19 protein-coding genes are annotated in these 23,766 nt (G+C 64.8%); 13 read left to right on the top strand and 6 right to left on the bottom strand.

Annotated features, from left to right (window positions below; translation table 11 throughout):
* Positions 1–66: 66 nt before the first annotated feature.
* The 4 genes from purL to B0E51_RS18680 all read left to right on the top strand — a co-directional run bounded on the left by purL (position 67) and on the right by B0E51_RS18680 (position 6,593).
* Positions 67–3,930 (top strand): phosphoribosylformylglycinamidine synthase, encoded by a 3,864-nt coding sequence (purL, locus tag B0E51_RS18695; RefSeq protein WP_077446388.1) that lies wholly within the window; start codon positions 67–69, stop codon positions 3,928–3,930.
* Between the two features lie 29 nt (positions 3,931–3,959).
* Complete coding sequence (locus B0E51_RS18690; protein ID WP_077446387.1) at positions 3,960–4,715, top strand: hypothetical protein; 756 nt, start codon at positions 3,960–3,962, stop codon at positions 4,713–4,715.
* 94 nt (positions 4,716–4,809) lie between these two features.
* A complete protein-coding gene (locus tag B0E51_RS18685) occupies positions 4,810–5,697 on the top strand; it encodes a glycosyltransferase family 2 protein (protein WP_254424577.1) in 888 nt (295 codons plus the stop codon).
* Positions 5,694–6,593, top strand: a complete 900-nt coding sequence (locus B0E51_RS18680) for a DMT family transporter (RefSeq protein WP_256364111.1) — start codon at positions 5,694–5,696, stop codon at positions 6,591–6,593. Before B0E51_RS18685 ends, B0E51_RS18680 begins: the two co-directional genes overlap by 4 nt.
* Here the strand turns inward: B0E51_RS18680 and B0E51_RS18675 are convergent.
* Positions 6,581–7,066 carry a DUF2127 domain-containing protein gene (locus B0E51_RS18675; protein WP_077446385.1) on the bottom strand — a complete coding sequence of 162 codons (486 nt, stop codon included), beginning with the start codon at positions 7,064–7,066 and terminating at the stop codon, positions 6,581–6,583. The two genes, B0E51_RS18680 and B0E51_RS18675, sit on opposite strands and share 13 nt — an antisense overlap.
* A gap of 187 nt (positions 7,067–7,253) precedes the next feature.
* On the opposite strand from B0E51_RS18675, the gene iadA reads away from it, so the two are divergent.
* The 4 genes from iadA (at position 7,254) to B0E51_RS18655 (ending at position 14,041) form a co-directional block, all read left to right on the top strand.
* Positions 7,254–8,417, top strand: coding sequence for a beta-aspartyl-peptidase (gene iadA / locus B0E51_RS18670; protein WP_217333131.1), 1,164 nt, complete (start codon positions 7,254–7,256; stop codon positions 8,415–8,417).
* Between the two features lie 86 nt (positions 8,418–8,503).
* The gene (locus B0E51_RS18665; RefSeq protein WP_077446384.1) at positions 8,504–9,352 is read left to right on the top strand and encodes a cyanophycinase; all 849 of its coding nucleotides are present in this window, start codon (positions 8,504–8,506) and stop codon (positions 9,350–9,352) included.
* A gap of 127 nt (positions 9,353–9,479) precedes the next feature.
* A complete protein-coding gene (cphA, locus tag B0E51_RS18660) occupies positions 9,480–12,275 on the top strand; it encodes a cyanophycin synthetase (protein ID WP_077446383.1) in 2,796 nt (931 codons plus the stop codon).
* Positions 12,272–14,041 (top strand): Mur ligase family protein, encoded by a 1,770-nt coding sequence (locus B0E51_RS18655; protein ID WP_254424576.1) that lies wholly within the window; start codon positions 12,272–12,274, stop codon positions 14,039–14,041. The genes cphA and B0E51_RS18655 overlap by 4 nt, the downstream gene beginning before the upstream one ends.
* 186 nt (positions 14,042–14,227) lie before the next feature.
* On the opposite strand, the gene B0E51_RS18650 is transcribed toward B0E51_RS18655, so the two are convergent.
* Both B0E51_RS18650 and B0E51_RS18645 read right to left on the bottom strand, forming a co-directional pair.
* Positions 14,228–14,431 (bottom strand): YbdD/YjiX family protein, encoded by a 204-nt coding sequence (locus B0E51_RS18650; protein ID WP_077446382.1) that lies wholly within the window; start codon positions 14,429–14,431, stop codon positions 14,228–14,230.
* A gap of 10 nt (positions 14,432–14,441) precedes the next feature.
* Positions 14,442–16,514, bottom strand: coding sequence for a carbon starvation CstA family protein (locus B0E51_RS18645; RefSeq protein WP_077446441.1), 2,073 nt, complete (start codon positions 16,512–16,514; stop codon positions 14,442–14,444).
* 174 nt (positions 16,515–16,688) lie between these two features.
* On the opposite strand from B0E51_RS18645, the gene B0E51_RS18640 reads away from it, so the two are divergent.
* The 5 genes from B0E51_RS18640 (at position 16,689) to B0E51_RS18620 (ending at position 20,051) form a co-directional block, all read left to right on the top strand.
* Entirely contained in the window at positions 16,689–17,480 is a 792-nt protein-coding gene (locus B0E51_RS18640) for a DUF4197 domain-containing protein (protein WP_077446381.1), read from the top strand.
* A gap of 126 nt (positions 17,481–17,606) precedes the next feature.
* Positions 17,607–18,143, top strand: coding sequence for a peptide deformylase (gene def / locus B0E51_RS18635; protein WP_077446380.1), 537 nt, complete (start codon positions 17,607–17,609; stop codon positions 18,141–18,143).
* The gene (locus tag B0E51_RS18630; protein WP_077446379.1) at positions 18,143–18,424 is read left to right on the top strand and encodes a DUF427 domain-containing protein; all 282 of its coding nucleotides are present in this window, start codon (positions 18,143–18,145) and stop codon (positions 18,422–18,424) included. The genes def and B0E51_RS18630 overlap by 1 nt, the downstream gene beginning before the upstream one ends.
* Positions 18,425–18,496: 72 nt before the next feature.
* A complete protein-coding gene (locus B0E51_RS18625) occupies positions 18,497–19,687 on the top strand; it encodes an acyltransferase (RefSeq protein ID WP_077446378.1) in 1,191 nt (396 codons plus the stop codon).
* A gap of 130 nt (positions 19,688–19,817) precedes the next feature.
* A complete protein-coding gene (locus tag B0E51_RS18620) occupies positions 19,818–20,051 on the top strand; it encodes a hypothetical protein (protein WP_077446377.1) in 234 nt (77 codons plus the stop codon).
* Positions 20,052–20,084: 33 nt separating this feature from the next.
* Here the strand turns inward: B0E51_RS18620 and pyrF are convergent, their stop codons facing one another.
* The 3 genes from pyrF to B0E51_RS18605 all read right to left on the bottom strand — a co-directional run bounded on the left by pyrF (position 20,085) and on the right by B0E51_RS18605 (position 23,758).
* A complete protein-coding gene (pyrF, locus tag B0E51_RS18615; RefSeq protein ID WP_077446376.1) occupies positions 20,085–20,903 on the bottom strand; it encodes an orotidine-5'-phosphate decarboxylase in 819 nt (272 codons plus the stop codon).
* Between the two features lie 64 nt (positions 20,904–20,967).
* Positions 20,968–22,629: an energy-dependent translational throttle protein EttA gene (gene ettA, locus B0E51_RS18610; protein WP_077446375.1), complete on the bottom strand. Its 1,662-nt coding sequence runs from the start codon at positions 22,627–22,629 to the stop codon at positions 20,968–20,970.
* A 130-nt stretch (positions 22,630–22,759) separates the two neighbouring features.
* On the bottom strand, positions 22,760–23,758 hold the full coding sequence (locus tag B0E51_RS18605; protein ID WP_077446374.1) for an aldo/keto reductase: 999 nt from the start codon (positions 23,756–23,758) through the stop codon (positions 22,760–22,762).
* Positions 23,759–23,766: the final 8 nt, after the last annotated feature.

Raw genomic sequence — 23,766 nt, 5'->3', positions numbered from 1 at the left:
CGTGTTCGTGCCGTATTGCAGCATCGGTTAGAATAGGCGTTTCCATCGCATAGCGCCGTTCCCCGCATGATCGCACTCGACGGGCAGAGCGCCCTCTCGCCGTTCCGCCTCGAACGTCTCAATGCCCGCCTGGATGCCCTGCATCGTGGCGTGCGCGTGCAGGCGTCGTGGTTCGTCTACTTCATCGACGTCGACACCGCGCCGGAAGGTGCGTTGCGCCAGCGTTTGCTGAGCGTGCTGGAAGCGAAGGATGGTGCGCCGGAGCCGGCCACGTTGTGGGTGGTGCCGCGACTGGGCACGATCTCGCCGTGGTCGAGCAAGGCCACCGACATCCTGCATGGTGCCGGTTTCGAGGTGCGCCGGGTCGAACGCGGACTGGCCTGGCAGGTTGCCGGCCTGCCGCCGGTCGAGGCGCCTGATCACGCCGCGATCATGGCGGTGCTGCATGACGCGATGACGCAATCGGTGCTGACCCGCATCGAGGACGCGCAGGGCCTGTTCCTGGCGGGATCGCCCGGCGACCTGGTGTATGTCGCGCGCGGCGCCGATCCGCGCGCGGCACTCGCCGAGGCGAACGCGCGGCTTGGCCTGGCGCTGGCCGACGACGAAATCGAGTACCTGGTCGAGCGTTACGCCGAACTCGGCCGTGATCCGACCGACGCCGAGCTCTTCATGTTCGCCCAGGCGAACTCCGAACATTGCCGGCACAAGGTGTTCAACGCCAGCTGGACGGTCGATGGCGCGGAACAGGACAAGAGCCTGTTCGGCATGATCAAGCACACCCACCAGCAGTCGCCGGCGCATACCCTGTCCGCCTATTCGGACAACGCTGCAGTGATCGAAGGCAGCGTCGGCAAGCGCTTCTTCGCTGATCCGGCCGATGGCGTGTGGCGCGGCCACGAGGAGCGCATCGACTACGCGATCAAGGTGGAGACGCACAACCATCCCACCGCGATCGCGCCATGGCCCGGTGCGGCCACTGGCGCTGGCGGCGAGATCCGCGACGAAGGTGCTACCGGCCGCGGCGGCAAGCCGAAGGCTGGCCTCACCGGTTTCTCCGTCTCCGACCTGCGCATTCCCGGTCATCCGCAGCCGTGGGAAGTGAATCGCCCGCTGCCGCCGCGCATGGCCAGTGCATTCGAGATCATGCGCGACGGCCCGCTCGGCGCCGCCGCCTTCAACAACGAATTCGGGCGCCCGTGCCTGGGTGGCTATTTCCGCAGCTATGAGCATGAGACCGGTGAAGCCGGCCTGCGTCGTGGCTACGACAAGCCGATCATGTTGGCCGGTGGCCTGGCCAACCTGCGCGCCGGCGATGTGCTGAAGCGCCCGGTGCAACCGGGCAACAAGGTGATCGTGCTCGGCGGCCCGGCGATGCTGATCGGCCTCGGCGGCGGTGCGGCCTCGTCGGTCGCCGGCGGCGCATCCAGTGCCGAGCTCGACTTCGCCTCGGTGCAGCGCGACAACGCCGAGATGGAACGGCGCTGTCAGGAAGTCATCGACGCCTGCTGGGCGCGCGGCGAGAACAATCCGATCGTCAGTGTGCATGACGTCGGTGCCGGCGGCCTGTCCAACGCGATCCCCGAGCTGCTGAATGATGCTGGTGTCGGTGGCGTGATCGACCTCTCGAAGATTCCATGCGACGACCCGTCGTTGTCGCCGATGCAGGTATGGAGCAACGAGTCGCAGGAACGCTATGTGCTGGCGATCGGCCCGGAAAACCTGGCCGAGTTCGAGGCGATGTGCGTGCGTGAGCGTTGCCCGTATGCAGTGGTCGGCGACGCTACCGTCGAGCGCCGATTGCTGCTGACCGATCCACGTCGCGAGCTGACCGTGATCGACCTGCCGATGGACGTGTTGTTCGGCAAGCCGCCACGGATGCATCGCGATGCGAAGCGGATCAAGCCGCGCGTCGACCTGCTGCCGGATCTGTCCGGCATCGGCATGGACGAGGCCTTGCTGCGCGTGCTGCGTCTGCCCACCGTCGGCAGCAAGAGTTTCCTGATCACGATCGGCGATCGCACCGTCGGCGGCCTGAATCATCGCGATCCGATGGTCGGCCCGTGGCAGGTGCCGGTGGCCGATTGCGCGGTGACCATCGCCGACTTCAACGGCTATGCCGGCGAAGCGATGGCGATGGCCGAACGCGCGCCGGTGGCCCTGCTCAACAGTGCCGATGCGGCACGGCTGGCAGTCGGCGAAGCGATCACCAACCTCGCTGCTGCGGCGATCCCCAGCCTCGGCGAGATCCGCCTGTCGGCGAACTGGATGGCGGCCGTGAACCATCCGGGTGAAGACGCTGCGCTGTTCGATGCGGTGAAAGCGGTCGGTATGGAGCTGTGCCCGCAACTGGACATCTCGATCCCGGTCGGCAAGGACTCGCTGTCGATGCAGACGGTGTGGCAGGAGAATGGCAAACCGCAACGCACGGTATCGCCGGTTTCGCTGGTGATCACCGGTTTCGCCCGTGTCACCGATGTGCGCCGTACACTGACCCCGCAGATCAAGCTCGACCGCGGCCACTCTGAATTGTGGCTGGTCGACCTGGGTGCCGGGCGCGATCGCCTGGGCGGCTCCGCGCTGACCCAGGTGTTCAACCGCAGCGGCGGCGTGCCGCCGGATCTGGATGACGTAAGGCAACTGAAGGCGTTGTTCGAGCTGGTGCAGGAAGCGAATGCGGGCGGCCTGCTGCTGGCCTATCACGATCGTTCCGATGGTGGTGTCATCACCACCCTGCTGGAGATGGCATTCGCCGGCCACTGCGGCCTGGAGATCCATCTGGACGGCTGGGCCGAGGCGGCGTTGCGCGCACTGTTCAACGAGGAACTCGGTGCAGTGATGCAGGTGGCCGACGCGAACCGCGAGGCATTCGAGGCGCTGCTGGTCAAGCATGGCCTGGCCGGCATCAGCCATCGCATCGGTCGGCCGAAGGAGAAGCTCGGCATCAAGCTGTTCCTCGGCGGCGATACCCTGTTCAAGTGGAACTGGGTCACGCTGTTCAAGGCGTGGAACGAGACCAGCCACGCGATGCAGCGCCTGCGCGACAACCCGCAGAACGCCGATGCAGAGCAGGAGTGGCGGCTCGACGATGCCGATCCGGGCATCACGCCGAAACTCACCTTCAGTCCCGCCGAGGATGTGGCGGCGCCGTACATTGCCAGTGGTGCACGTCCGCGCATCGCCGTGCTGCGCGAGCAGGGCGTCAATGGCCAGGTCGAGATGGCGGCCGCATTCACCCGTGCCGGTTTCGACGCGGTCGATGTGCACATGTCCGATCTGGCCAGTGGCCGTTACAAGCTGGCCGATTTCCGTGGCTTCGCCGCCTGCGGTGGTTTCTCTTATGGCGACGTGCTCGGTGCGGGTCGTGGCTGGGCCACTTCGATCCTGTACAACGAGATGTTGCGCGAGCAGTTTGCTGCGTTCTTTGCCGACCCGGCGAAGTTCGCGCTCGGCGTGTGCAACGGCTGCCAGATGATGGCGCAGCTGAAGGAGATCATTCCCGGCGCGCAGCACTGGCCGAAGTTCCTGCGCAACGCCTCGGAGCAGTACGAGTCGCGGCTGGTCACGCTGGAAGTGCTCGATTCGCCAAGCCTGTTCTTCAAGGGCATGGCCGGCTCGCGGATTCCGGTGGCGGTGGCGCATGGCGAAGGGCGGGTCAGTTTTCCGCAGGTGTGCAGCCCATCCAAGTCGAACGGCGCGGTGCGCTTCGTCGACAACCGTGGCAAGCCGACCGAGAACTTCCCGCTCAATACCAACGGTTCGCCTGGCGGTCTGGCCGGTTTCACCGCCGCCGATGGCCGCGTGACGATCATGATGCCGCACCCCGAGCGCGTGTTTCGCAGTGTGCAGCTGAGCTGGCATCCGGAAAGCTGGGGCGAGGACTCACCGTGGATGCGCATGTTCCGCAACGCCCGCGTCTGGTGCGGCTGATTGCGCATGACTTGAAGCCGGGCTGATTCATGGCCCGGCGTCACTGGCCTGCGTTGAACATCGTGCTGCCGGCACTGGCGTGGATCGTCTTGCTGGCGCTGCTGCCGTGGTGGCTTGGCCTGCCGTTGCTGCTTGCACTGGTGGCGGTACTGCTGTTGCTTCAGCACCGGCTGACTGTCGAACATCTGCCTTGGTGCCGCCGCGGTCTGCGCTGGGGTCTGCCGGGCGTGCTGTTTGCTTTGCAGCGGGCGCTCGGTGGCGACGCCTTCGCATGGGGTGCAGCGCTGCTTGGTGCCCTGGTGGGATACACCTTGCTGGCCGGATTGGAAGCTTGGCTGGATCGGAACCGGCGTGGCGTGCCCTTGCCAGCCGGGATGAATTCGTCGACGTCGGCCGAGTGGCCCGAACTGGCGATGGCGCCGATCGGCCCAGCCGCCGAAATCATCGAACTGCAACCACCGCTATGGCAACTGGCTGTCGATGAGTTTGCCGATCCGCGTGGCAACAGCGTGAGTTTCCTCGATGGCACCTATCGTTTCGCCGATGGCGGCCGGATCGACGGTGCCGGTCCGTATGTCGGCTTCAGCCCGACTGGGCGCTGGCTTGCGTTTCGCACAGCCGACGATCGCCGCCTCGTGCTGTGGGATCGCGAGCGTAACCAGCGGCATTATCTGCGTGGCTGGCAGCTGTGTGGCTGGTATCGCGAGCAGCCGTGGCTGATCCGGCGTGATGACGACATGCCGTTGGCGTTGCCTGCGGTACTGGGTCGGGACGACGAGGGCTGATGCCAGTCTGATGGCGGTTGTTGCAACGCGGATTTTTTGCAAATTTTCCCTCGGGAGTGTTTCATGGCGAGACATCTCCGCGCATACTTGTGAGGTGGATACGTCTGCCTACCATCGTTCGCCATTCTCGCTGGCGATCAGCGTCATCGTGGTGTCCGCCGACAGTGGCCCAATGCTGCGCGAATGCGTGCGCCAGCTGCTGACCAGCAATCTGTCGCTGGAGCTGATCCTGGTCGACAACGCCTCGCGCGACGGCGTGCCGGCGGCGATCGAACGTGCCTACGCACATGACGCACGACTCAAGGTGATCTACAACCATCGCAATCTCGGTTTTGGTCCGGCGGTGAACCTGGCTGCCAAACAGGCGAAGGGACAGGCTTTCCTGGTGCTCAATCCCGATTGTCAGCTGCAGGAAGGCGACCTGCATCGTCTGTTGACGGTGCTGGCCAACAAGCCGAAGGCGGGCGTGATCGGTGCGGTGGTATGCGATGCGGACGGTCGCCCCGATCCGGCCTCGTGGCGACGTGATCCGTTACTGCACCGGGCACTCAACAGCATGCTTGGACGTGCTGGCGAGCACGTCAACATGGATGCGGAGATTCCCGCTGAAGTCATCGAGGCCGAGGCGATCTCCGGCGCCGTGATGCTGATGCCGCGCGCGATGTTCCAGCGCCTCGGTGGTTTCGATGAAGACTATTTCCTGCATTGCGAGGACCTCGACCTGTGCCGTCGCGTGCGTGACCTGGGCTACCAGGTGCTGTTGGCCGGGGATGTCCGGGTGGCACACGGCAAGGGCAGTTCCAGCCGGCACCGACCGGTCTTCGTCAGTCGTCACAAGCACTTCGGCATGTGGCGCTGGTTCCGCAAGCACGATCCGGCGGCGCGCAACCCGCTGGTGACCGGCGTGGTGTGGATCGGAATCTGGGGGCATTTCCTTCTACAGATCCCGGGCCAGTTGTGGCGGCGGCTGCTGCGTCGGTGACGAACTCCCGACGGTTGGCGGCGCTGGCGACCCTGGGTCTGCTGGCGATGACGGCGGTGTGGGGCTCGACCTTCGTGCTGATCAAGGACGTGGTCGCACGCATGCCGGTGGCGGATTTCCTGGCTGTGCGCTTTGCGATCGCGGCGTTGGTGATGCTGGCGTTGTTTGCTCGGCCAGTGTGGCAGCTTGGTCGCAAGCAGCTCATGCGCGGTCTGTTGCTCGGTATGGTCTACGGTGCGGGGCAACTGCTGCAGACCTGGGGGCTGTCCCTGATCGCGCCCAGCGTCAGCGGTTTCGCCACCGGCATGTATGTGGTGTTCACGCCGATCCTGGCGATGCTGCTGTTGCGCCAGCGCATGGCTGGAGTGGTATGGCTGGCGGTGCTGCTGTCCACTGCCGGGCTGGCGCTGTTGTCGCTCAATGGCGTCTCGGTCGATCCCGGCATATGGCTGACGCTGGCCTCGGCCGCACTGTACGGCCTGCACATCGTTGGCCTTGGCCAGTGGTCACGCAAAGGCGAGGCGTTCGGCCTGTCGGCGGTGCAGATGGTAGCGATTGCGGCGGTCTGCCTGCTTGCCACCGCACCACATGGACCGACGCTGCCGCCTGATCGCAGCGCATGGTTTGCCGTGCTGTACATGGCGTTGGTGGCCGGTGCCGGCGCGATGCTGATGCAGACCTGGGCGCAGTCGCATCTGCCGGCTGCACGTGCCGCGATCGTGATGACCACCGAGCCGGTGTTTGCCGCCGCGTTCGCGGTGCTGCTGGGCAGCGATGTCCTGACCTGGCGCATGCTGGTTGGCGGCGGCCTGATCCTGGCGGCGATGTACCTGGTCGAACTGATGCCGCGGCGCGTTGATGAACTACCGGCCGAAGCGGTGCATCACGAGGTATGAGGCTTGCGCGACTGCAGCGCGACACGCACCAGGTAAATGATGATGACCACGTTGCCCACCAGGGTGGCGAGCTTGAGCCAGCCGAAGTGGTGCAGTGTTTCGTAGATCTCGAGCGGGATCAGCGAGCCGGTGGTGATCACCGTGAACCATTCCGCCCATGGCTTGCGCAGCCACAGGCCGATACCTTCCACGGCGAAGATCGCGGCATAGGCCAGCGCCACGATGCCGACTGCCACGAACTTGCTCGGACCCATGTCCTCCAGCAGGTTGACCAGCTTCCAGCGCAGGCCATTGCTGTCGGCCAGGGACAGATGCTCCAGCCAGTGCACCAGGTGTTCGAAGTTCTGTGTGCGGTTGAGATGAAAGGCCGCGATGGCCACCAGGATCAGACCAACCGTCTTGACTACCTCGTAGATCGCGATCACTCGCAGGCCGACGCTGTGCCGGGATTCGTGCTTTGGGGTTTGCTTCATGCAGGGAGTGCCGGAGTGTCGGACATGCGGGGACTCGGGAGATTAACTGATCATTGTGGCGGTCTCGGCGTGATTGGTCGAGTCGGCGTGCTTGTGGCGCGCAGTCGCGGATACCTGCCACAAGTCCCCAGCCCCGATCCTGCTTGACGACATCACGGGTGATCGGCACGCTGCACCGATGAATCTCATGCTGTTACGCAACGCGCAGGTCCATGCGCCCGAGCCGCTGGGGCAGCAGCATCTGCTGCTGGGTGGCGGACGCATCCTGTGGATGGGAGCGACGCTGTCCGAGCTGCCGGCCACGCTGGCGGTGGAGACCATCGACCTTGAGGGGCGCCGGCTGATCCCCGGGCTGATCGATGCCCATGTGCACGTGACCGGTGGTGGTGGCGAGGCGGGTTTCCGCACGCGCGTGCCGCCGCTCGGCGTGTCGCGCTTCACTCGCGCGGGCATCACCACGGTGATCGGCCTGCTCGGCACGGACGATGTGGCGCGTGGCCCGCGCGACCTGCTGGCCACGGTCTATGCATTGCGCGAAGAAGGGCTGAGCGCGCTGGCCTTCACTGGTGGCTATCACGTACCCCCGCGTACCTTGACCGGCAGCGTGCGTGGCGACCTGGTGCTGATCGAGGCGCTGATCGGCATCGGCGAAGTGGCAATCAGCGATCATCGCTCCAGCCAGCCAACACTGGACGAGCTGCTGCGACTGGCTGCCGACGCGCATGTCGCCGGGTTGATGACGGGCAAGGCCGGTGTGCTGCACCTGCATCTGGGCGATGGTCCGCGTGGACTGGACCTGGTGCGTCGCGCGCTGGAGCAGAGCGAACTGCCGCCGCGCGTGTTCCACCCCACCCACGTGAACCGCCGCAAGGCGCTGTTCGACGAGGCGCTGGAGCTGGCCGCACGCGGCAGCACGATCGACCTCACCGCGTTTCCGGTGGAGGAGGGCGAGGATGCCTGGAGCGCGGCCGATGGCTTGATCCGTTTCCTGGACAGTGCCGCCCCTGCCGAACGCATCACGATCAGCTCGGACGCTGGCGGCTGCCTGCCGGTGTTCGATCACGAAGGTCACGTCTGCCGCATGGGCGTGGGCGAGTCCGGTGCGCTGCTGCAAACCCTGAATGAGGTGCTGCAGCGTGGCGTGCCGCTGGAGCGTGCGCTGCCCGCGTTCACCAGCAATCCGGCGCGGTTGTTGCGGTTGGCGGCCAAGGGTCAGATCCGGGTCGGTGCCGATGCGGACCTGGTGGTGCTGGATGCCGAGGGCGCGGCCCATGACGTGATCGCCAGCGGTGTGGTGCACCTGCGTGGCGGCCGGGTCGAACGGCATGGCATGTTCGAGCATCCGGGCTGACGCGGCTGCCCGGTCAGTTTTGGCGGGCTTCTGGCCCCTCAACAGCTAAGATAGTGTCAGTCGAACCGAAACAGGGTGAAGGTTGCATGTGTCCAAGCAAGGTCCGTGAGGGCGAACAGCGCGGTTGGATCGTTCCGATCGGCGGTGCCGAGCAGAAGGAGAACGATGCGCGCATCCTGGAGCGTTTCGTTGCTCTGTGCGGCGGTGATGCCGCGGATATCGTGGTGATTCCGACCGCGAGCCAGTTGCCCGACACCGGTGCGCGCTACGAACAGATATTTTCCGAGCTTGGCGCGGGCCGGGTCACCGCGCTCGATTTCGACACGCGTCGCGATACCAGCGAGCGCAACCGCATGCAGCGCATCGAACAGGCCAGCGGCATCTTCTTCACCGGCGGCAACCAGCTGCGCATCTCGACCCTGATCGGCGGCACGCCGATCGCGCAGCTGATCCGCACGCGCAATGCGCAGGGCGTCCATGTCGGCGGCACCAGCGCGGGCGCCAGCATTCTCAGCGAGCACATGATCGCGTTCGGCAAGGAAGGCTCGTCGCCGACCGCCGGCAGCGTGCGCCTCGCACCGGGGCTGGGCCTGACCAACCGCTTCGTGATCGACCAGCATTTCCGCCAGCGCGATCGGCTTGGCCGTCTGCTCGCCGCGCTTGCCTACAACCCGTTCGCGATCGGCATCGGTCTCGACGAGGACACCGCGGCGTTCATCCGCCCGGACAACACGCTCGAGGTCGAGGGCAGTGGTGCGGTCACCGTCGTCGATGCGGGCGAGATGCAGTTCTCCTCGATGGATCGCGCCGACGAGAATCAGCCGGTCTGCCTGCTCGGCTTGAAGATCCACATCCTGATCGCGGGAGCGACGTTCAACCTGCACACGCGGCGTGCCTCGTCGGGCACGCTGGCGGTCAACAAGGGCACGCACTGAATACGTCATTGAAAGTCTGCAGGAACCCGCGCCATGCTGCATCTCGTTCGCCGCGCAAGAGCCAAGCGAATGACGAAATAAACCTACGTGCCAGTTGACCAGCCTGCGGGCTTGGGGAGATCCGATCATGCGTATCCTGGAACGTTCCGTTTTTGTCGGCCCGTCGTTGTATGCGCATTTCCCGGTGATCCGGCTCGAGCTGGATCTGGGTGAACTGGAGCAATGGCCGACCGGACGGTTGGGACCAGTCTTTGTCGATGGGTTGATCGCTGCACTGCCGGGACTGGCCGAACACGGCTGCTCGTATCGCGAACCCGGAGGCTTCATCCGCCGCATGCGCGAAGGCGACGGTACCTGGCTCGGCCATGTACTCGAACACGTGGCGATCGAACTGCAGAATGTCGCCGGCGAAGATGTCACCTTCGGCAAGACGCGCAGCATCGACAAGCCGGGCGTCTATTCGGTGGTCTACGAATACGTGCAGAAGGAGGAGGGTGTCGCCGCCGGTGAGCTGGCCCTGCGCCTGCTGTCCTCGTTGCTGCCCGTGGAACTTCAGGTGCGTGGCAGCGTGCCGGAAGGCTGGGAATGGCCGGCTGCACGCGACGAGTTCATCCGCTATGCGCAGCGTCGCGCGCTGGGACCGTCCACAGCGTCACTGGTGCGCGCGGCGGAGGAACGCGACATTCCGTGGCTGCGCCTCAACGAGCAGTCGCTGGTGCAGCTGGGTCACGGCAAATACCAGCAGCGCATCCAGGCCACGGTGACCGGGCGCACGCCGCACATCGCGGTGGAGCTGGCCAGCGACAAGGAAGAAACCAACAAGATCCTCGCCTCGCTCGGGCTGCCGGTACCCAAGCAGGAACTGGTGCAGAGCGAGGAGGGTGCACTACGTGCGGCACGCCGATTAGGTGTGCCGGTAGTGACCAAGCCGTTCAACGGCAACCATGGTCGCGGCATCTCGATCCACCTGATGACCGATGAGGAAGTCATCGAAGGTTTCAAGGCCGCGCGCGAGCACTCGCGCTCGGTGATCGTCGAGAACTTCCTCAGCGGCGACGATCACCGGCTGTTGGTGGTCAACGGCGAACTCGTAGCGGCGACACGACGTACGCCGGGTCATGTGATCGGCGACGGCAACAGCACGATTGCGCAGCTGGTCGAGGTCGTGAACGCCGATCCGCGCCGCGGCGTCGGCCATGAGAAGGTGCTGACCCGGATCGAGCTCGATGCGCAGGCGACCATGATGATGGAGCGCGTCGGCTACACCGCTGCGTCGGTGCCGAAGGCGGACGAGATCGTCTATCTGCGTTCCACCGCGAACCTCTCCACTGGCGGTACCGCCACCGACGTCACCGACATCATCCATCCGGACAACCGCGACATGGCGGTGCGCGCGATCCGCGCGATCGGGCTGGATGTGGGCGGCGTGGATTTCCTGTCGACCAATATCGCCGAGAGTTACAAGAGCATCGGTGGCGGCATCTGCGAGGTCAACGCTGCGCCGGGCTTCCGCATGCACGTGAGTCCGAGCGAGGGCACGCCGCGCGATGCGGCCGGCCCGGTGATCGACATGCTGTTTCCGCCCGGCTCGCCGGCGCGGGTGCCGATCGCGGCACTCACCGGCACCAATGGCAAGACCACCACCGCGCGCATGCTGGCGCACATCACCAAGATGGCCGGCTATACGCCGGGGCTGACCACCACCGACGGCGTCTACATCGACGGCCAGCGCACGGTCGAGGGCGACATGACCGGGCCGGTGTCGGCGCGCATGGTGCTGTCCGATCCGCAGATCGATATCGCCGTGCTGGAGACCGCGCGCGGCGGCCTGCTGCGTGCCGGCATGGGCGTGACCAAGGTCAACGTCGGTGCCGTGCTCAACGTGCAGTCCGATCATCTCGGCCTGAAGGGCATCGACACGCTGGAGCAGCTCGCCGAGGTCAAGCGCATCGTGATCGAGGTGGCCACCGATTGTGCGGTGCTGAATGCCGACGATCCGCTGGTGCTGAAGATGTCCGGCTACACCGACGCCAAGGTGATCTGCTACGTCACCATGAATCCGTCGCACGCGCTGGTGCGCGAGCATGTGCGTGCGGGCGGCCGTGCCTGTGCGCTCGAGGCTGGCGTCAACGGCGCGATGATCACGCTGTACGACAAGGGCAGCCATATCCCGTTGCTGTGGACGCACCTGATCCCGGCCACGCTGGAAGGGCGCGCGCTGCACAACGTGCAGAACGCGATGGTCGCTGCCTCGATGGCGTTCTCGCTCGGCATCAAGCTGGACGCGATCCGTCAGGGCCTGCGCACGTTCGACACCACGTTCTTCCAGGCGCCGGGGCGCATGAACGTGTACAGCGAGCATCCGTTCAAGGTGCTGTTCGACTACGGCCATAACGCGCACGCGGTGGCGGTGATGGCCGATCTGGCCGGACGTCTCGACGTGACCGGCCGCCGCATCGTGGTGCTGGCCGGTCCCGGCGATCGTCGCGACGAGGATCTGGTAGCCATCGCCAACGCGGTGGCGGGTCGCTTCGACCACTACATCTGCCGTCGTGACGATGCGCTGCGCGGCCGTGACGGCGACGAGGTGCCGGGTATCCTGGCGCGCGCGCTGCGTGCGGCCGGCGTGACGGACGATGCAATCTCGATCATCCCGGACGAGCAGAAGGCGATCGATGCCGCCTTGGGCATGGGCCGCGCCGGCGACCTGCTGCTGGTGTTCGCCGATGCGCTGGTGCGTTCGTGGAAGCAGATCATCAAGTTCCGTCCCGAAGGTGCGGCTGAGCTGCGTGCGGAACCCGGTGCGACGCCGATCACGCCGCCAGTGACCGAGGCTTCCTTCGATGAGGCCAGCTTTGCGGATCTAGGCGACGTAGTGCGCGACGAACGCGGTGTGCGTTTCTCCCGCGAGAGTGACGATTGAGCATCCTGCCCCCTGTCTTGCCGTTTGACGATTCGCGCCGCCTCACTGGTTCCAACCTGTACTTCGATGGTGCCGGTGCGGTCCTGGAGACCGTGATCGTCATGCCGGACGATGCCTTGCTGGCCGGCTGGCGTGCCCGTGTAGAGTTTGCACGGCACGCGTTGGGCTGGGCTGATGCGGCGATTGTGGTACGCCGTCACATCGGTGGAGCGGCCTTGGCTATCGGAGCGCCGATCGATCAGCTGTTCAGCGCCACCGAAGTGAATGAATGGGCATGGCTGGCGACGCTCGCCGATGCATCCGTGGATGCAGGCATGCATGCGCCGGGTCATCCCGCAGCATGGGATGAAGACTCCGCGCTGCATACGTTGCGCGCATTTGCCGATGCCGAACGCCGGCCCGGGCTGCGCGCCCTGGTGCAGGCTGCCGAGGCGCGTGGGCTCACCGTCCTGATTGACGACGATGTGTTCTCGATCGGCGAAGGCACCGGTGCCTGCTGCTGGCCACTGACACAGCTGCCGGCGATCGAAGCGGTGCCCTGGGCAGTGCTGCACGATATTCCGGTGGCGCTGGTGACCGGCTCCAACGGCAAGACCACTACCGTGCGCCTGCTCGCTGCGATGGCGCGTGCACATGGCTGGCATGCCGGACACAGTTGCACCGATGGTGTGTTTGTCGACGGTCACGCCATCGGCGCGGGCGATTTCTCCGGTCCCGCCGGTGCACGCGTGGTCCTGCGGCATCCGCAGGTCGAAGCAGCCGTACTGGAAACCGCTCGCGGCGGCATGTTGCGCCGTGGCATTGCCGTGCAGCGTGCAAATGTCGCAGTAGTCACCAATGTCAGCGACGACCATTTCGGCGAGTACGGCATCCACGATCTGGATGGCCTGGCCATGGTCAAGCTCGCCGTCGCCCGTGTGCTCGGCAGCGATGGCTTGCTGGTGCTGAATGCCGATGATGCCGTGCTGGTCAGGCAGGCCGATGGCTTGTCCGTGCCGCTGGCCTGGTTTGCGCTCGATGATGCGCATCCGCTGCTGCGCGCGCAACGCGAACAGGGTCGCAGTACCTGCGGCATGCGCGAAGGTCGTCTGCGCCTGTTCCATCAGGGTGCCGATCACGATCTCGGAGCTGTCATGCAGATGCCGTTGAGCTTCGCCGGCAGCGCCATCTACAACATCGCGAATATCGCCGCGGCTGCGTTGGGCGCCATGGCGCTGGGCATTCCGGCCGATACCATCGCCAGTGTGCTGGCACGCTTTGGCGAAACGCATGCGGACAACCCCGGTCGGTTACAGCACTGGCAGTTCGGTGCGCTGCAGGTGTTCGTCGACTACGCGCACAACCCGGAAGGGTTGCGCGGCCTGCTGCAGGTGGCGACAAAATCACTGAACAACGGGCACCTAGGTCTGGTGCTGGGCCAGGCTGGCAATCGCGAGGACGCGGATATTCGCGAACTTGCAGCGGTCGCCGCCAGCTTTGACCCGCAGCGCGTGGTGCTGAAGGATATCGAAGGCTTCATGCGTGGCCGCGTGTCAGGCGAGGTTGCCCACATCCTGCGTGATGAGCTGCTACACCAGGGAACACCGGCGAATGCGCTGATCGAATGCCTCGACGAACTCGACGCCGTACGCGGCCTGCTTGCCTGGGCGCATGACGGTGATGTGCTGGTGCTGCCCACGCATGGCGCGCAAGCACGTCAAGCGGTGGTCGCGCTGCTGGTTGGCTTGCAACTCGCAAACTGGCGCGCAGGCATGCCGTTGCCGTGACTGTGTTTCCTTCAGTCGCGACGATTTGAAGAAAAGACATCACGATGGAGGTGCCTTGTATCCCCTAGTCGTCATTCCGGCGAAGGCCGGAATCGCACCATCAACAGCGCAACGCGCCATCCCTTATCCCTTCACCACAGCAACGCGGATCTCGGTTTTCGCCGGGACGACGGTCGCGTGCCGCTTTCAGCAACACCGCCCGCCGGTACCCTTGTAGCGCGCCACCTGCCGCTCGCGGAAGAACTCCTTGTAGCTGGGCACATCTCTTTCGGGATGATGCTCATGCAGATGCCTTACGTAGGCATCGTAGTCGGGCACGCCGCAGCAGAGGCGGGCGGTTTGCACCGCCCACCTCCAACCCGATTCAAGCGCCTGCATCGACCTGTTCATGACGGCCTCCTCAGCTGCTGACGCTGCTCAGCGCCACGTACGGTTCTTCGTGCGCGGTCGGGTGATTGGTTTGCCATGCGCGGATCAATGCGCGCAGCGAGAAGCCGAGCATCGCCGCGATCAGCAGCATGAACAGGCCGGTAAGTGCCATGTCGACGTAGTTGTTGGTGACGATCTGCTGCATCGCGGCCGGCGTCTTGGCCGGCGCCAGCAGTTTGCCGTTCTGCATCGCCTGCGCGTATTTCTGCGCGGCAGCAGTGAAGCTGATCGGGCCGCTGAGCTTCTCCCAGCCGGCGGTGAGCGTACACACGATCAGCCAGATCGCCGGGATCCCCGGCACCAGCACATAGCGCTCGCGTTTCAGCTTCACCACCACCACGGTGGCCAGCATCAAGGCGATCGCGGCGAGCATCTGGTTGGCGATGCCGAACAGTGGCCACAGCGTGTTGATGCCGCCCAGCGGATCGACTGCACCTTGATAGAGAAAATAGCCCCACAGGCCCACGCAGATCGCGGTGGCGAGCAGGTTGCCGGTCCACGATTCGGTGGCCTGCAGCGGCTTGTGAATCAGCCCTGCGATCTCCTGGATCATGAAGCGGCCGACGCGGGTGCCGGCATCGACCGTGGTGAGGATGAACAGCGCCTCGAACAAGATGGCGTAGTGGTACCAGAACGCCATCATGCCGCTGCCGGGGATGATGTTGTGCAGTAGCTGCGCCATGCCCACGGCCAGGGTCGGGGCGCCGCCGGCGCGGCCGAGGATGCTGGATTCGCCGATATTCTTCGCGGTCTGCAGCAACTCGTCCGGGGTCACCACGAAGCCCCACTGGCTGATCGTGGTGGCGGCATCCTGCACGGTGCTGCCGACGACTGCGGCCGGCGAATTCATCGCGAAGTACACACCAGGGTGCAGCGAGGCGGCGGCGATCAGCGCCATGATCGCCACGAACGCTTCCATCAGCATGCCGCCATAGCCGACCAGTCGTGCCTGGCCCTCGTTGGCGAGCAGCTTGGGGGTGGTGCCGGAGGCGATGATCGAATGCCAGCCGGATACCGCACCGCAGGCGATGGTGATGAACAGGAACGGGAACAGGTTGCCCTGGAATACCGGACCGGTGCCATCGATGAACTTCGTCACCGCCGGCATCTGCAGCGTCGGCGCAGCCAAAAAGATCGCCAGCGCGAGCAGCGCGATGGTGCCGATCTTGAGGAAGGTGGACAGGTAGTCGCGTGGTGCCAGCAGCAGCCACACCGGCAATACCGAGGCGCAGAAGCCGTAGGCGATCAGCAACCACGCCAGCGCTTTCGCGTCGAAATCGAACAGGGGTGCCAGCGCGGCCGAATCGGCCACGGTCCTGCCGAACCAGATCGAGGCTAATAGCAGAACCAGGCCGATGATCGACACTTCCAGAATCTTGCCCGGGTGGAACCAGCGCAGATAGACGCCCATCAGCAGCGCGATCGGGATCGTGGCAGCCACGGTGAAGGTGCCCCATGGGCTGTGTGTGAGCGCCTTGACCACCACCAGCGCCAGCACCGCCAGCACGATCATCATCAGCACCAGCACGCCGAACATCGCCACGACGCCGGCGACCGGTCCCAGTTCTTCGCGCAGCATGTGGCCGAGCGAGCGGCCGTCGCGGCGCAGCGACAGTCCCAGGATCATGAAGTCCTGCACTGCGCCGGCGAACACCACGCCGAACAATATCCACAGCGTGCCGGGCAGGTAACCCATCTGTGCGGCCAGCACCGGCCCGACCAGCGGACCGGCACCGGCAATCGCGGCGAAGTGGTGGCCGAACACCACCCACTTGTCGGTGGGCACGTAGTCGAGACCGTCGTTGCGCAGCACCGAGGGCGGTGCGCGGGTAGGGTCCAGCTTCAGCACCGAGTGCTCGATGAACTTGCCGTAGTAGCGATAGCCGATCACGAAGATCGCGATCGAGGCGGCGACCAGCCAGATCGCATTGATAGGTTCGCCGCGGCGCAACGCGACCACGCCCAGACAGAACGCGCCGACGGTGGCGATGGCGACCCACAGGATCTTGCTGGCCGGGCTCGGCTTGGGGATGGCAGAGTGCATCAGTGGCTTCTTCTTGGGCTGATGCCCAAGGGTCGCCCCGTCCGTCGTGGTGGTCAATGCCAACACGGTTCGGCAGACATCGGCCAAGGCTCGAACAGCCATGCCGCGGGCTGCCAATTTGTGGATTGGGTGCCGGGGTACACTGGCTTCCCTGTCGAGTACAAGGAGTTCGGTATGCGCATCACGGTACGCTACGGTCTGCTCGGTTTCGTTCTCGTCGTAGCCACCTTGCCGGTCAGTGCCGCCGGATCCGGTCAATTCAAGGATCTGTTGAACAAGGCCAAGCAGTCGACATCCAGCTCGTCGCAGCTTGGCAGTGGTCTGCCAAACAGCGACATCGCTTCCGGCCTCAAGGAGGCGTTGGCCAAGGGCACCACCAATGCGATCAACAGTCTCGGGCGCAGCGACGGTTTCTGGAAGAACGCCAAGGTGCGCATTCCGTTGCCGGGAAAGCTTGAGCAGGCGGGCAACCTCGCGCGCAAGATGGGTCAGGGCGCCAGGGTGGACGCATTCGAGCTGAGCCTGAACCGCGCAGCGGAGCAGGCCGTACCGCAGGTGGCAGACATCTTCGGTGACGCGATCCGCAAGATGACCGTGAGCGACGCACGCAGCATCCTCACCGGCGGCGATCATGCGGCCACCGACTTCTTCCGCCGCGTGGCCGGTGATGCGCTGACCGCGCGCATTCATCCGATCGTGGCCAAGGCCACGGCCAGCGTCGGTTGCACCGAGAAGTACAAGGAATTCACTGCCGGCAGTGGCGGTGGCGGCCTCGGCAGTGCGCTTGGTGCGCTCGGCGGCGGGCACAAGTCGAGCAACGGCGGCAGCCCGATCGACCTGGACAACTACGTGACCGGCAAGACGCTGGATGGCCTGTTCACCATGATCGGTGAAGAGGAGCAGTCGATTCGCCACAACCCCGCCGCGCGCAGCAGCGATTTGCTGAAGAAAGTGTTCGGCGGCTGAGTGCCTGGCTGTTGCTGTTTTCATCATTCCGGCCAAGCCGGAATGATGAAAACACACACGCAGGCTTGTATTCACGCTGAGAAAGCCACAATCAGTAGATGGACGCTATCTGATGGTGAGGTTCCCATGATTCGCGACATCCTGAAAATGGGCGATCCGCGCCTGCTGCGCATTGCCCCGCCGGTCCCCGATGCGATGCTGGGCAGCGTGGAACTGGACGCGCTGATCGCCGACATGTTCGACACCATGCATGCGGCCGATGGTGTCGGCCTCGCTGCACCGCAGATCGGCGTCGACCTGCAGCTGGTGATCTTCGGCTTCGACAGCAACGAACGTTATCCCGATGCGCCGGCGGTGCCGCGCACGATCCTGCTCAATCCGGTGATCACGCCGCTGTCGCAGGATATGGAAGAGGGCTGGGAAGGCTGCCTGTCCGTACCCGGTCTGCGCGGCGCGGTGAGTCGATACTCGCTGATTCGCTATGAAGGCATCGACCCGCAAGGTCAGCGCATCGAGCGTACCGCCGAGGGCTTTCATGCGCGCGTGGTGCAGCACGAATGCGATCATCTGATCGGCCGGCTGTATCCCACGCGGATCACCGACTTCAGCAAGTTCGGCTACACCGACGTGCTGTTTCCCGGGCAGGACATTGGAGACGACTGATGCGCGCGATATGGAGAGATGTGGTGCTGGCCGAGAGCGACGATACCGTCGTGGTCGAGGGCAATCACTACTTTCCCGCCGATTCGCTCAAGCGCGAATATTTCCGCGACAGCGATCATCACACCATCTGTCCGTGGAAAGGCACGGCCAGCTACATGGACGTGGTTGTCGGCGGTGAGGTCAACGTCAACGCGGCGTGGTACTACGCAACTCCTTCGGAGGCGGCCATGCAGATCAAGGACAGCGTGGCGTTCTGGCATGGGGTCGACGTGGTGAACTGATCGGTGGCGTTGGTTGCCGCCCATCAAGCACTCGCGGATGATGCAGCTCTTTCGGGATGAGTGCACCCAGCCATGCTGCCAGCGGAACCGATTCGGGTGGGTGTTTGCCCTGATGCCAGCGTCCGCAACCCCGGCATCGACCTGTTGCGCGGACTGGCGATCGTGCTGGTGGTGTTCAACCACATCGGTCTGCGCATTCCGCTGAAGAAAACCGCGCTGGCTGACGTGTTGCCAACATGGTTGCTGAGCCGGCTGAACTACAACGGCTATGAAGCCGTGTTCGTGTTCTTCGTGATTTCGGGATTCCTGATTGCAGGCAACGCACTGCGCCGCTGGGGCAGTCTGGAACGGATCGACATGCGCACGTTCTACGCGCGGCGTTTCGCCCGCATCGTGCCATGTCTGCTGGTGTTGGTGGCCGTGTTGAGCGTGCTGCATCTGCTTGCGGTACCGGACTACACGATCACCCGCGCCGGGCAGTCGCTGCCACGCGCGATCATCGCCGCACTCGGCCTGCATCTGAACTGGTACGAAGGGAAGACCGGTTATCTGCCGGGCAATTGGGATGTGCTGTGGTCGTTGTCGATCGAGGAGGTGTTCTACCTCGGCTTTCCACTGGTGTGCCTGCTTACGCGACGCCGCCTGGTACTGGCACCGATGCTGGGACTGCTCGCATTGTCGATGCCGTGGACCCACGCTGCCTTGAGCGACAACGAGATCTGGCAGGAGAAAGCCTATCTGCCCGGCATGGCGGCGATCGCCATGGGCGTGCTCGGCGCGTTGCTGGCGTCGCGTTGGCAAGCGCCGCCGCGTCGCACGGTCAGCCTGCTGGGATGGCTCGGTGCGCTGGGCCTGGTGGCAGTGATGCTGGACGGTGCCGCGATATGGCACTTGCTGCGCGACGGTTATCTGCTGGTGCTGACCGGGTCGACACTGTGCCTGCTGCTGGCCAGTCAGCAACGGCAGTCGCGCGGCAGTTGGCAGCCCACGCGCGGACTGGGTTGGCTGCGTTCGTGGGGGCGCCTGAGCTACGAGATCTATCTCAGCCACATGTTCGTGGTGTTTGCGGCGGTGCGGCTGTTCAAGTTCAGCGGCGCGGATGTCCGGTGGGGCTTCCTGTGGTATCTGCTGGCGCTGCCACTGTGCTGGCTGCTGGGTGCAGCGGTGGAACACTGGCTATCGGTGCCGTGCGAGCGCTGGTTGCGCAGGCGGCTGACAAGGCCGGCACGCATGGACGCGACGGCCATCTGCCCGGTTCCTTGAGTACATCGCCCACGCCAATTTGCAGACAATGCAGATACGCGCAACAACGGCTGAACTCTCCAGGGCGTAAGCTGCACACAGGCGGATATCCGCCGGGAGAAGTCCAGTGATGAAAGAAGATGAAGTACACATGCAGATTGTCTCGGCGGACATCAGCTCGGAATCGCTCACTGGCATGGTGATTTTCCGCCCGCATTGCGTTTCACGTGCGGGTCGCAAAGTGCCTGAAACCAGCAAGACCGGGAACTGGTATGCCCTGCGGCCGGCCGAGGTGCGCAGCTTTGCGCGCGCACTGCTGGATGCAGCCGATGCGCTGGACCTGAAGGTAAAGATGTTGCAGGCGGCCAAGACCGCGACGGGATAATCGTTGCCTTGCGTGGATTGATACGCTACGTATTCAGGTGTGCCGGTAGCGATTGATCGTGTCGCGCAATTCCTGTGTGGCGCTGCGCGCAGCGTTCGCGAAATCCTCGCCATTGCCGGCATAGAGGATCGCCCGTGACGAGCTGATCAGCAGGCCTTCGCCGTTTCGGGTACGGCCATGGCGAACCACGGCCTCGACATCGCCGCCCTGTGCGCCGATGCCGGGTACCAGCAACGGCATCTCGCCGACCAGGACACGCACTTCACCGAGCTGCTCCGGCCAGGTAGCGCCGGTAACCAGGGCGCAGTTGCCGTGGCTGTTCCAGTCGCGCGCGATCATCTGCGCCACATGCTGGTACAGCGGCATGCCACCCACATCGAGATCCTGCAGATCGGCGGCGCCGGGGTTGGAGGTGTGGCAAAGCAGGATCACGCCCTTGTCGGCACGATCGAGGAACGGCTGCACCGAGTCGCGGCCGAGATACGGGTTCAGCGTCACCGCATCCGCACCATAGCGGTCGAACGCTTCGCTGACGTAATGCTGCGCGGTGCTGCCGATGTCGCCGCGCTTGGCGTCGAGGATCACCGGTACGCCTGGATGCTTCTGGTGGATATGCGCAATCAACCGTTCCAGCGCATCTTCGGCACGCAAGGCGGCGAAGTGGGCGATCTGCGGTTTGTACGAGCAAACCATGTCGGCGGTGGCATCGACGATGGCGCTGCAGAACTCGAATACCGCATCCGGGCTGTTGCGCAGATGGACGGGAAACTTCGACGGTTCCGGATCAAGGCCGACGCAGACCAGCGAGTTGTTGCGCTGCCAGACTGCTTGCAGTGACTGCATGAAACTCATCGTGGTCTCCGGTAGTCTTTGCTGTCATTCCGGCCTGGGCCGGAATGACGTTGTCTTGTTGCGTTTACGCCAGCTTCTTGTACTTCACCCGATGCGGCCGCGCGCCTTCATCGCCGAGGCGGCGCTTCTTGTCGGCCTCGTACTCGTTGTAGTTGCCGGGGAAGAACTCGACGTGCGAGTCGCCTTCGAACGCGATGATGTGGGTGGCGATGCGGTCGAGGAACCAGCGGTCATGCGAGATCACCATCGCGCAGCCGGGGAATTCGAGCATCGCGTCTTCCAGCGCACGCAGCGTCTCGACGTCCAGATCGTTGGACGGCTCGTCGAGCAGCAGTACGTTGCCGCCCTGCATCAGGGTCTTGGCCAGGTGCAGGCGGCCGCGCTCACCACCGGACAGCGTACCGACCATCTTCTGCTGGTCCACGCCCTTGAAGTTGAAGCGGCCGATGTACGCGCGTGACTGCAGCTCGTACTTGCCGATGGTGATGATGTCGGCGCCATCGGACACTTCCTGCCAGACGTTCTTGTTCGGATCGAGCGAGTCGCGCGACTGGTCCACATAGGCGAGCTGCACGGTGTGGCCGAGTTTCACTTCGCCCTTGTCCGGTGCTTCCTTGCCGGTGATCAGTTTGAACAGCGTCGATTTACCGGCACCGTTCGGACCCATCACGCCGATGATCGCGCCTGGTGGCACCTTGAAGCTGAGGTCGTCGATCAGCAGGCGATCGCCGAACGATTTGCTCACGTTCTTGAACTCGATCACTTCCTGGCCCAGGCGCTCCCCCGGCGGGATGTAGAGCTCGTTCGTTTCGTTGCGCTTCTGGTACTCGACCGAGTTCAGTTCCTCGAAGCGGTTGATGCGCGCCTTGCCCTTGGACTGACGGCCCTTGGCAGCCGAACGCACCCACTCCAGTTCGCGCGCCAGCGCTTTCTGGCGACCCTTCTCGGAGGCCTCCTCGCGGGCGAGGCGCTCGCTCTTCTGTTCCAGCCAGTCGGTGTAGTTGCCCTTCCACGGAATGCCGCGGCCGCGATCGAGTTCGAGAATCCACTCGGCGGCGTGTTCGAGGAAGTAGCGGTCATGCGTCACCGCCACCACGGTACCGGGGTAGTCCTGCAGGAACTGCTCCAGCCAGTCCACCGACTCGGCGTCCAGATGGTTGGTCGGCTCGTCGAGCAGCAGCATGTCCGGCTTGGACAGCAGCAGGCGGCACAGCGCCACGCGGCGCTTCTCACCACCGGACAACGGGCCGATCTTGGCGTCCCATGGCGGCAGCCGCAGCGCATCGGCGGCCACTTCCAGCTGGCGCTCCAGCGCGTGGGCGTCGTTCGCGGCGAGCAGGTTTTCCAGCTCCTGCTGCTCTTTGGCCAGCTTGTCGAAATCGGCGCCTTCCTCGGCGTAGGCGGCGTAGACCTCGTCGAGGCGCTTCTGCGCGTCGAGGATGACGGAGACGCCTTCCTCGACCGCTTCGCGCACGGTCTTCTCCGGATCCAGCTGCGGCTCCTGCGCCAGGTAGCCGACCTTGATGCCCGGCTGCGGCCGCGCCTCACCCTGGAAGTCGGTATCCACGCCGGCCATGATCTTCAGCACCGTGGATTTGCCCGAGCCGTTCAGGCCGAGCAGGCCGATCTTCGCGCCCGGGAAGAAGGACAGCGAGATGTCCTTGATGATCTGGCGCTTCGGGGGGACGATCTTGCTGACCCCGTTCATGGTGTAGATGTACTGCATGGAGCCTCCGGAGGCGTGCGCTGCGCCTGCCTCCAACGAGGCCGGCACCGCAAAGGGAATGCGTCAAACCGCGCATTATAGCGGCTTGTGGTGCGGCTTCGATGACGCCGGGGTGGCTCAAGCCAGCCAATCAGCCGCGTTCGCTGTCCAGCGACGCCATGCCCTGGCTGTTGTAGCGTTCGCCGGCGGCGGCGCCGGGCGGCACAGCCTGCTCGATCGCGGCGAGGTCGTCCGCGCTCAGGCCGATGTCCAGCGCACCCAGTGCCTCGGCCAGCCGGGTTCGGGTGCGGGCGCCGACCAGCGGCACGATGTCCTCGCCGCGGGCCAGCACCCAGGCGATCGCCAGCTGGGCCACGCTGACTCCGCGCGCCTCGGCCAGCCCACGCAGCAGCTCGACCAGAGCGAGGTTGTGGTCCAGGTTCTCGCCCTTGAAGCGCGGTGAATGGACGCGAAAATCGTGTCCGCCACTGCTGCGATCCTTGCTCCAGTGCCCGCTGATCAGGCCGCGCGCCAGCACGCCATAGGCGGTGACGCCGATGCCCAGCTCGCGGCAGGCCGGCAGGATGGCCGGTTCGATGCCGCGTGAGATCAGCGAATACTCGATCTGCAGATCGGCCACCGGCACCACGGCATGCGCGCGGCGGATCGTTGAGGCACTCACTTCGGACAGGCCGAGCTGGTGCACGTAGCCGGCCTGGATCAGCTCGCCGATCGCACCCACGGTGTCCTCGATCGGCACGTTCGGGTCCAGTCGGGCCGGGCGATACACGTCGATGTAGTCGGTGCGCAGGTGTTTCAGCGAATAGGCCAGCGCGGTCTTCAGCGCTGCCGGACGTGCGTCATAGCCCAGCCAGGCGCCGTCCGGGCCACGTTGCGCACCGAATTTCACGCTGAGTTGGTAGCTGTCGCGAGGCCGTCCGGCCAACGCCTCGCCCAGCAGCATCTCGTTGTGACCCATGCCGTAGAAATCGCCGGTGTCGAGCAGGCTGATGCCGTCGTCCAACGCTGCGTGCACGGTGGCGAGGCTCTCGCTGCGTTCGGTGGCACCGTACATGTCCGACATGCCCATGCAGCCAAGGCCGAGGGCGGAAACCGGAAGGCCATGGCGGCCAAGAATGCGCTGTTTCATCGGGGTGA

Origin of the sequence: Rhodanobacter sp. C05, assembly GCF_002001165.1 — a bacterium.
Taxonomy (GTDB): domain Bacteria; phylum Pseudomonadota; class Gammaproteobacteria; order Xanthomonadales; family Rhodanobacteraceae; genus Rhodanobacter.
This window is presented reverse-complemented; position numbering and strand designations above follow the sequence as displayed.

Bases quoted from the DNA above. Each gene is read 5' to 3' on its own strand.
- B0E51_RS18640 (WP_077446381.1), top strand. From the start codon at position 16,689: ATGCGCATCACGGTACGCTACGGTCTGCTCGGTTTCGTTCTCGTCGTA.
- iadA (WP_217333131.1), top strand. From the start codon at position 7,254: ATGCTGTTACGCAACGCGCAGGTCCATGCGCCCGAGCCGCTGGGGCAG.
- ettA (WP_077446375.1), bottom strand. From the start codon at position 22,629: ATGCAGTACATCTACACCATGAACGGGGTCAGCAAGATCGTCCCCCCG.
- B0E51_RS18690 (WP_077446387.1), top strand. From the start codon at position 3,960: ATGGCCCGGCGTCACTGGCCTGCGTTGAACATCGTGCTGCCGGCACTG.
- B0E51_RS18675 (WP_077446385.1), bottom strand. From the start codon at position 7,066: ATGAAGCAAACCCCAAAGCACGAATCCCGGCACAGCGTCGGCCTGCGA.
- B0E51_RS18625 (WP_077446378.1), top strand. From the start codon at position 18,497: ATGCTGCCAGCGGAACCGATTCGGGTGGGTGTTTGCCCTGATGCCAGC.
- B0E51_RS18620 (WP_077446377.1), top strand. From the start codon at position 19,818: ATGCAGATTGTCTCGGCGGACATCAGCTCGGAATCGCTCACTGGCATG.
- B0E51_RS18630 (WP_077446379.1), top strand. From the start codon at position 18,143: ATGCGCGCGATATGGAGAGATGTGGTGCTGGCCGAGAGCGACGATACC.
- B0E51_RS18665 (WP_077446384.1), top strand. From the start codon at position 8,504: ATGTGTCCAAGCAAGGTCCGTGAGGGCGAACAGCGCGGTTGGATCGTT.
- B0E51_RS18650 (WP_077446382.1), bottom strand. From the start codon at position 14,431: ATGAACAGGTCGATGCAGGCGCTTGAATCGGGTTGGAGGTGGGCGGTG.
- B0E51_RS18645 (WP_077446441.1), bottom strand. From the start codon at position 16,514: ATGCACTCTGCCATCCCCAAGCCGAGCCCGGCCAGCAAGATCCTGTGG.
- B0E51_RS18605 (WP_077446374.1), bottom strand. From the start codon at position 23,758: ATGAAACAGCGCATTCTTGGCCGCCATGGCCTTCCGGTTTCCGCCCTC.
- def (WP_077446380.1), top strand. From the start codon at position 17,607: ATGATTCGCGACATCCTGAAAATGGGCGATCCGCGCCTGCTGCGCATT.
- purL (WP_077446388.1), top strand. From the start codon at position 67: ATGATCGCACTCGACGGGCAGAGCGCCCTCTCGCCGTTCCGCCTCGAA.
- pyrF (WP_077446376.1), bottom strand. From the start codon at position 20,903: ATGAGTTTCATGCAGTCACTGCAAGCAGTCTGGCAGCGCAACAACTCG.
- cphA (WP_077446383.1), top strand. From the start codon at position 9,480: ATGCGTATCCTGGAACGTTCCGTTTTTGTCGGCCCGTCGTTGTATGCG.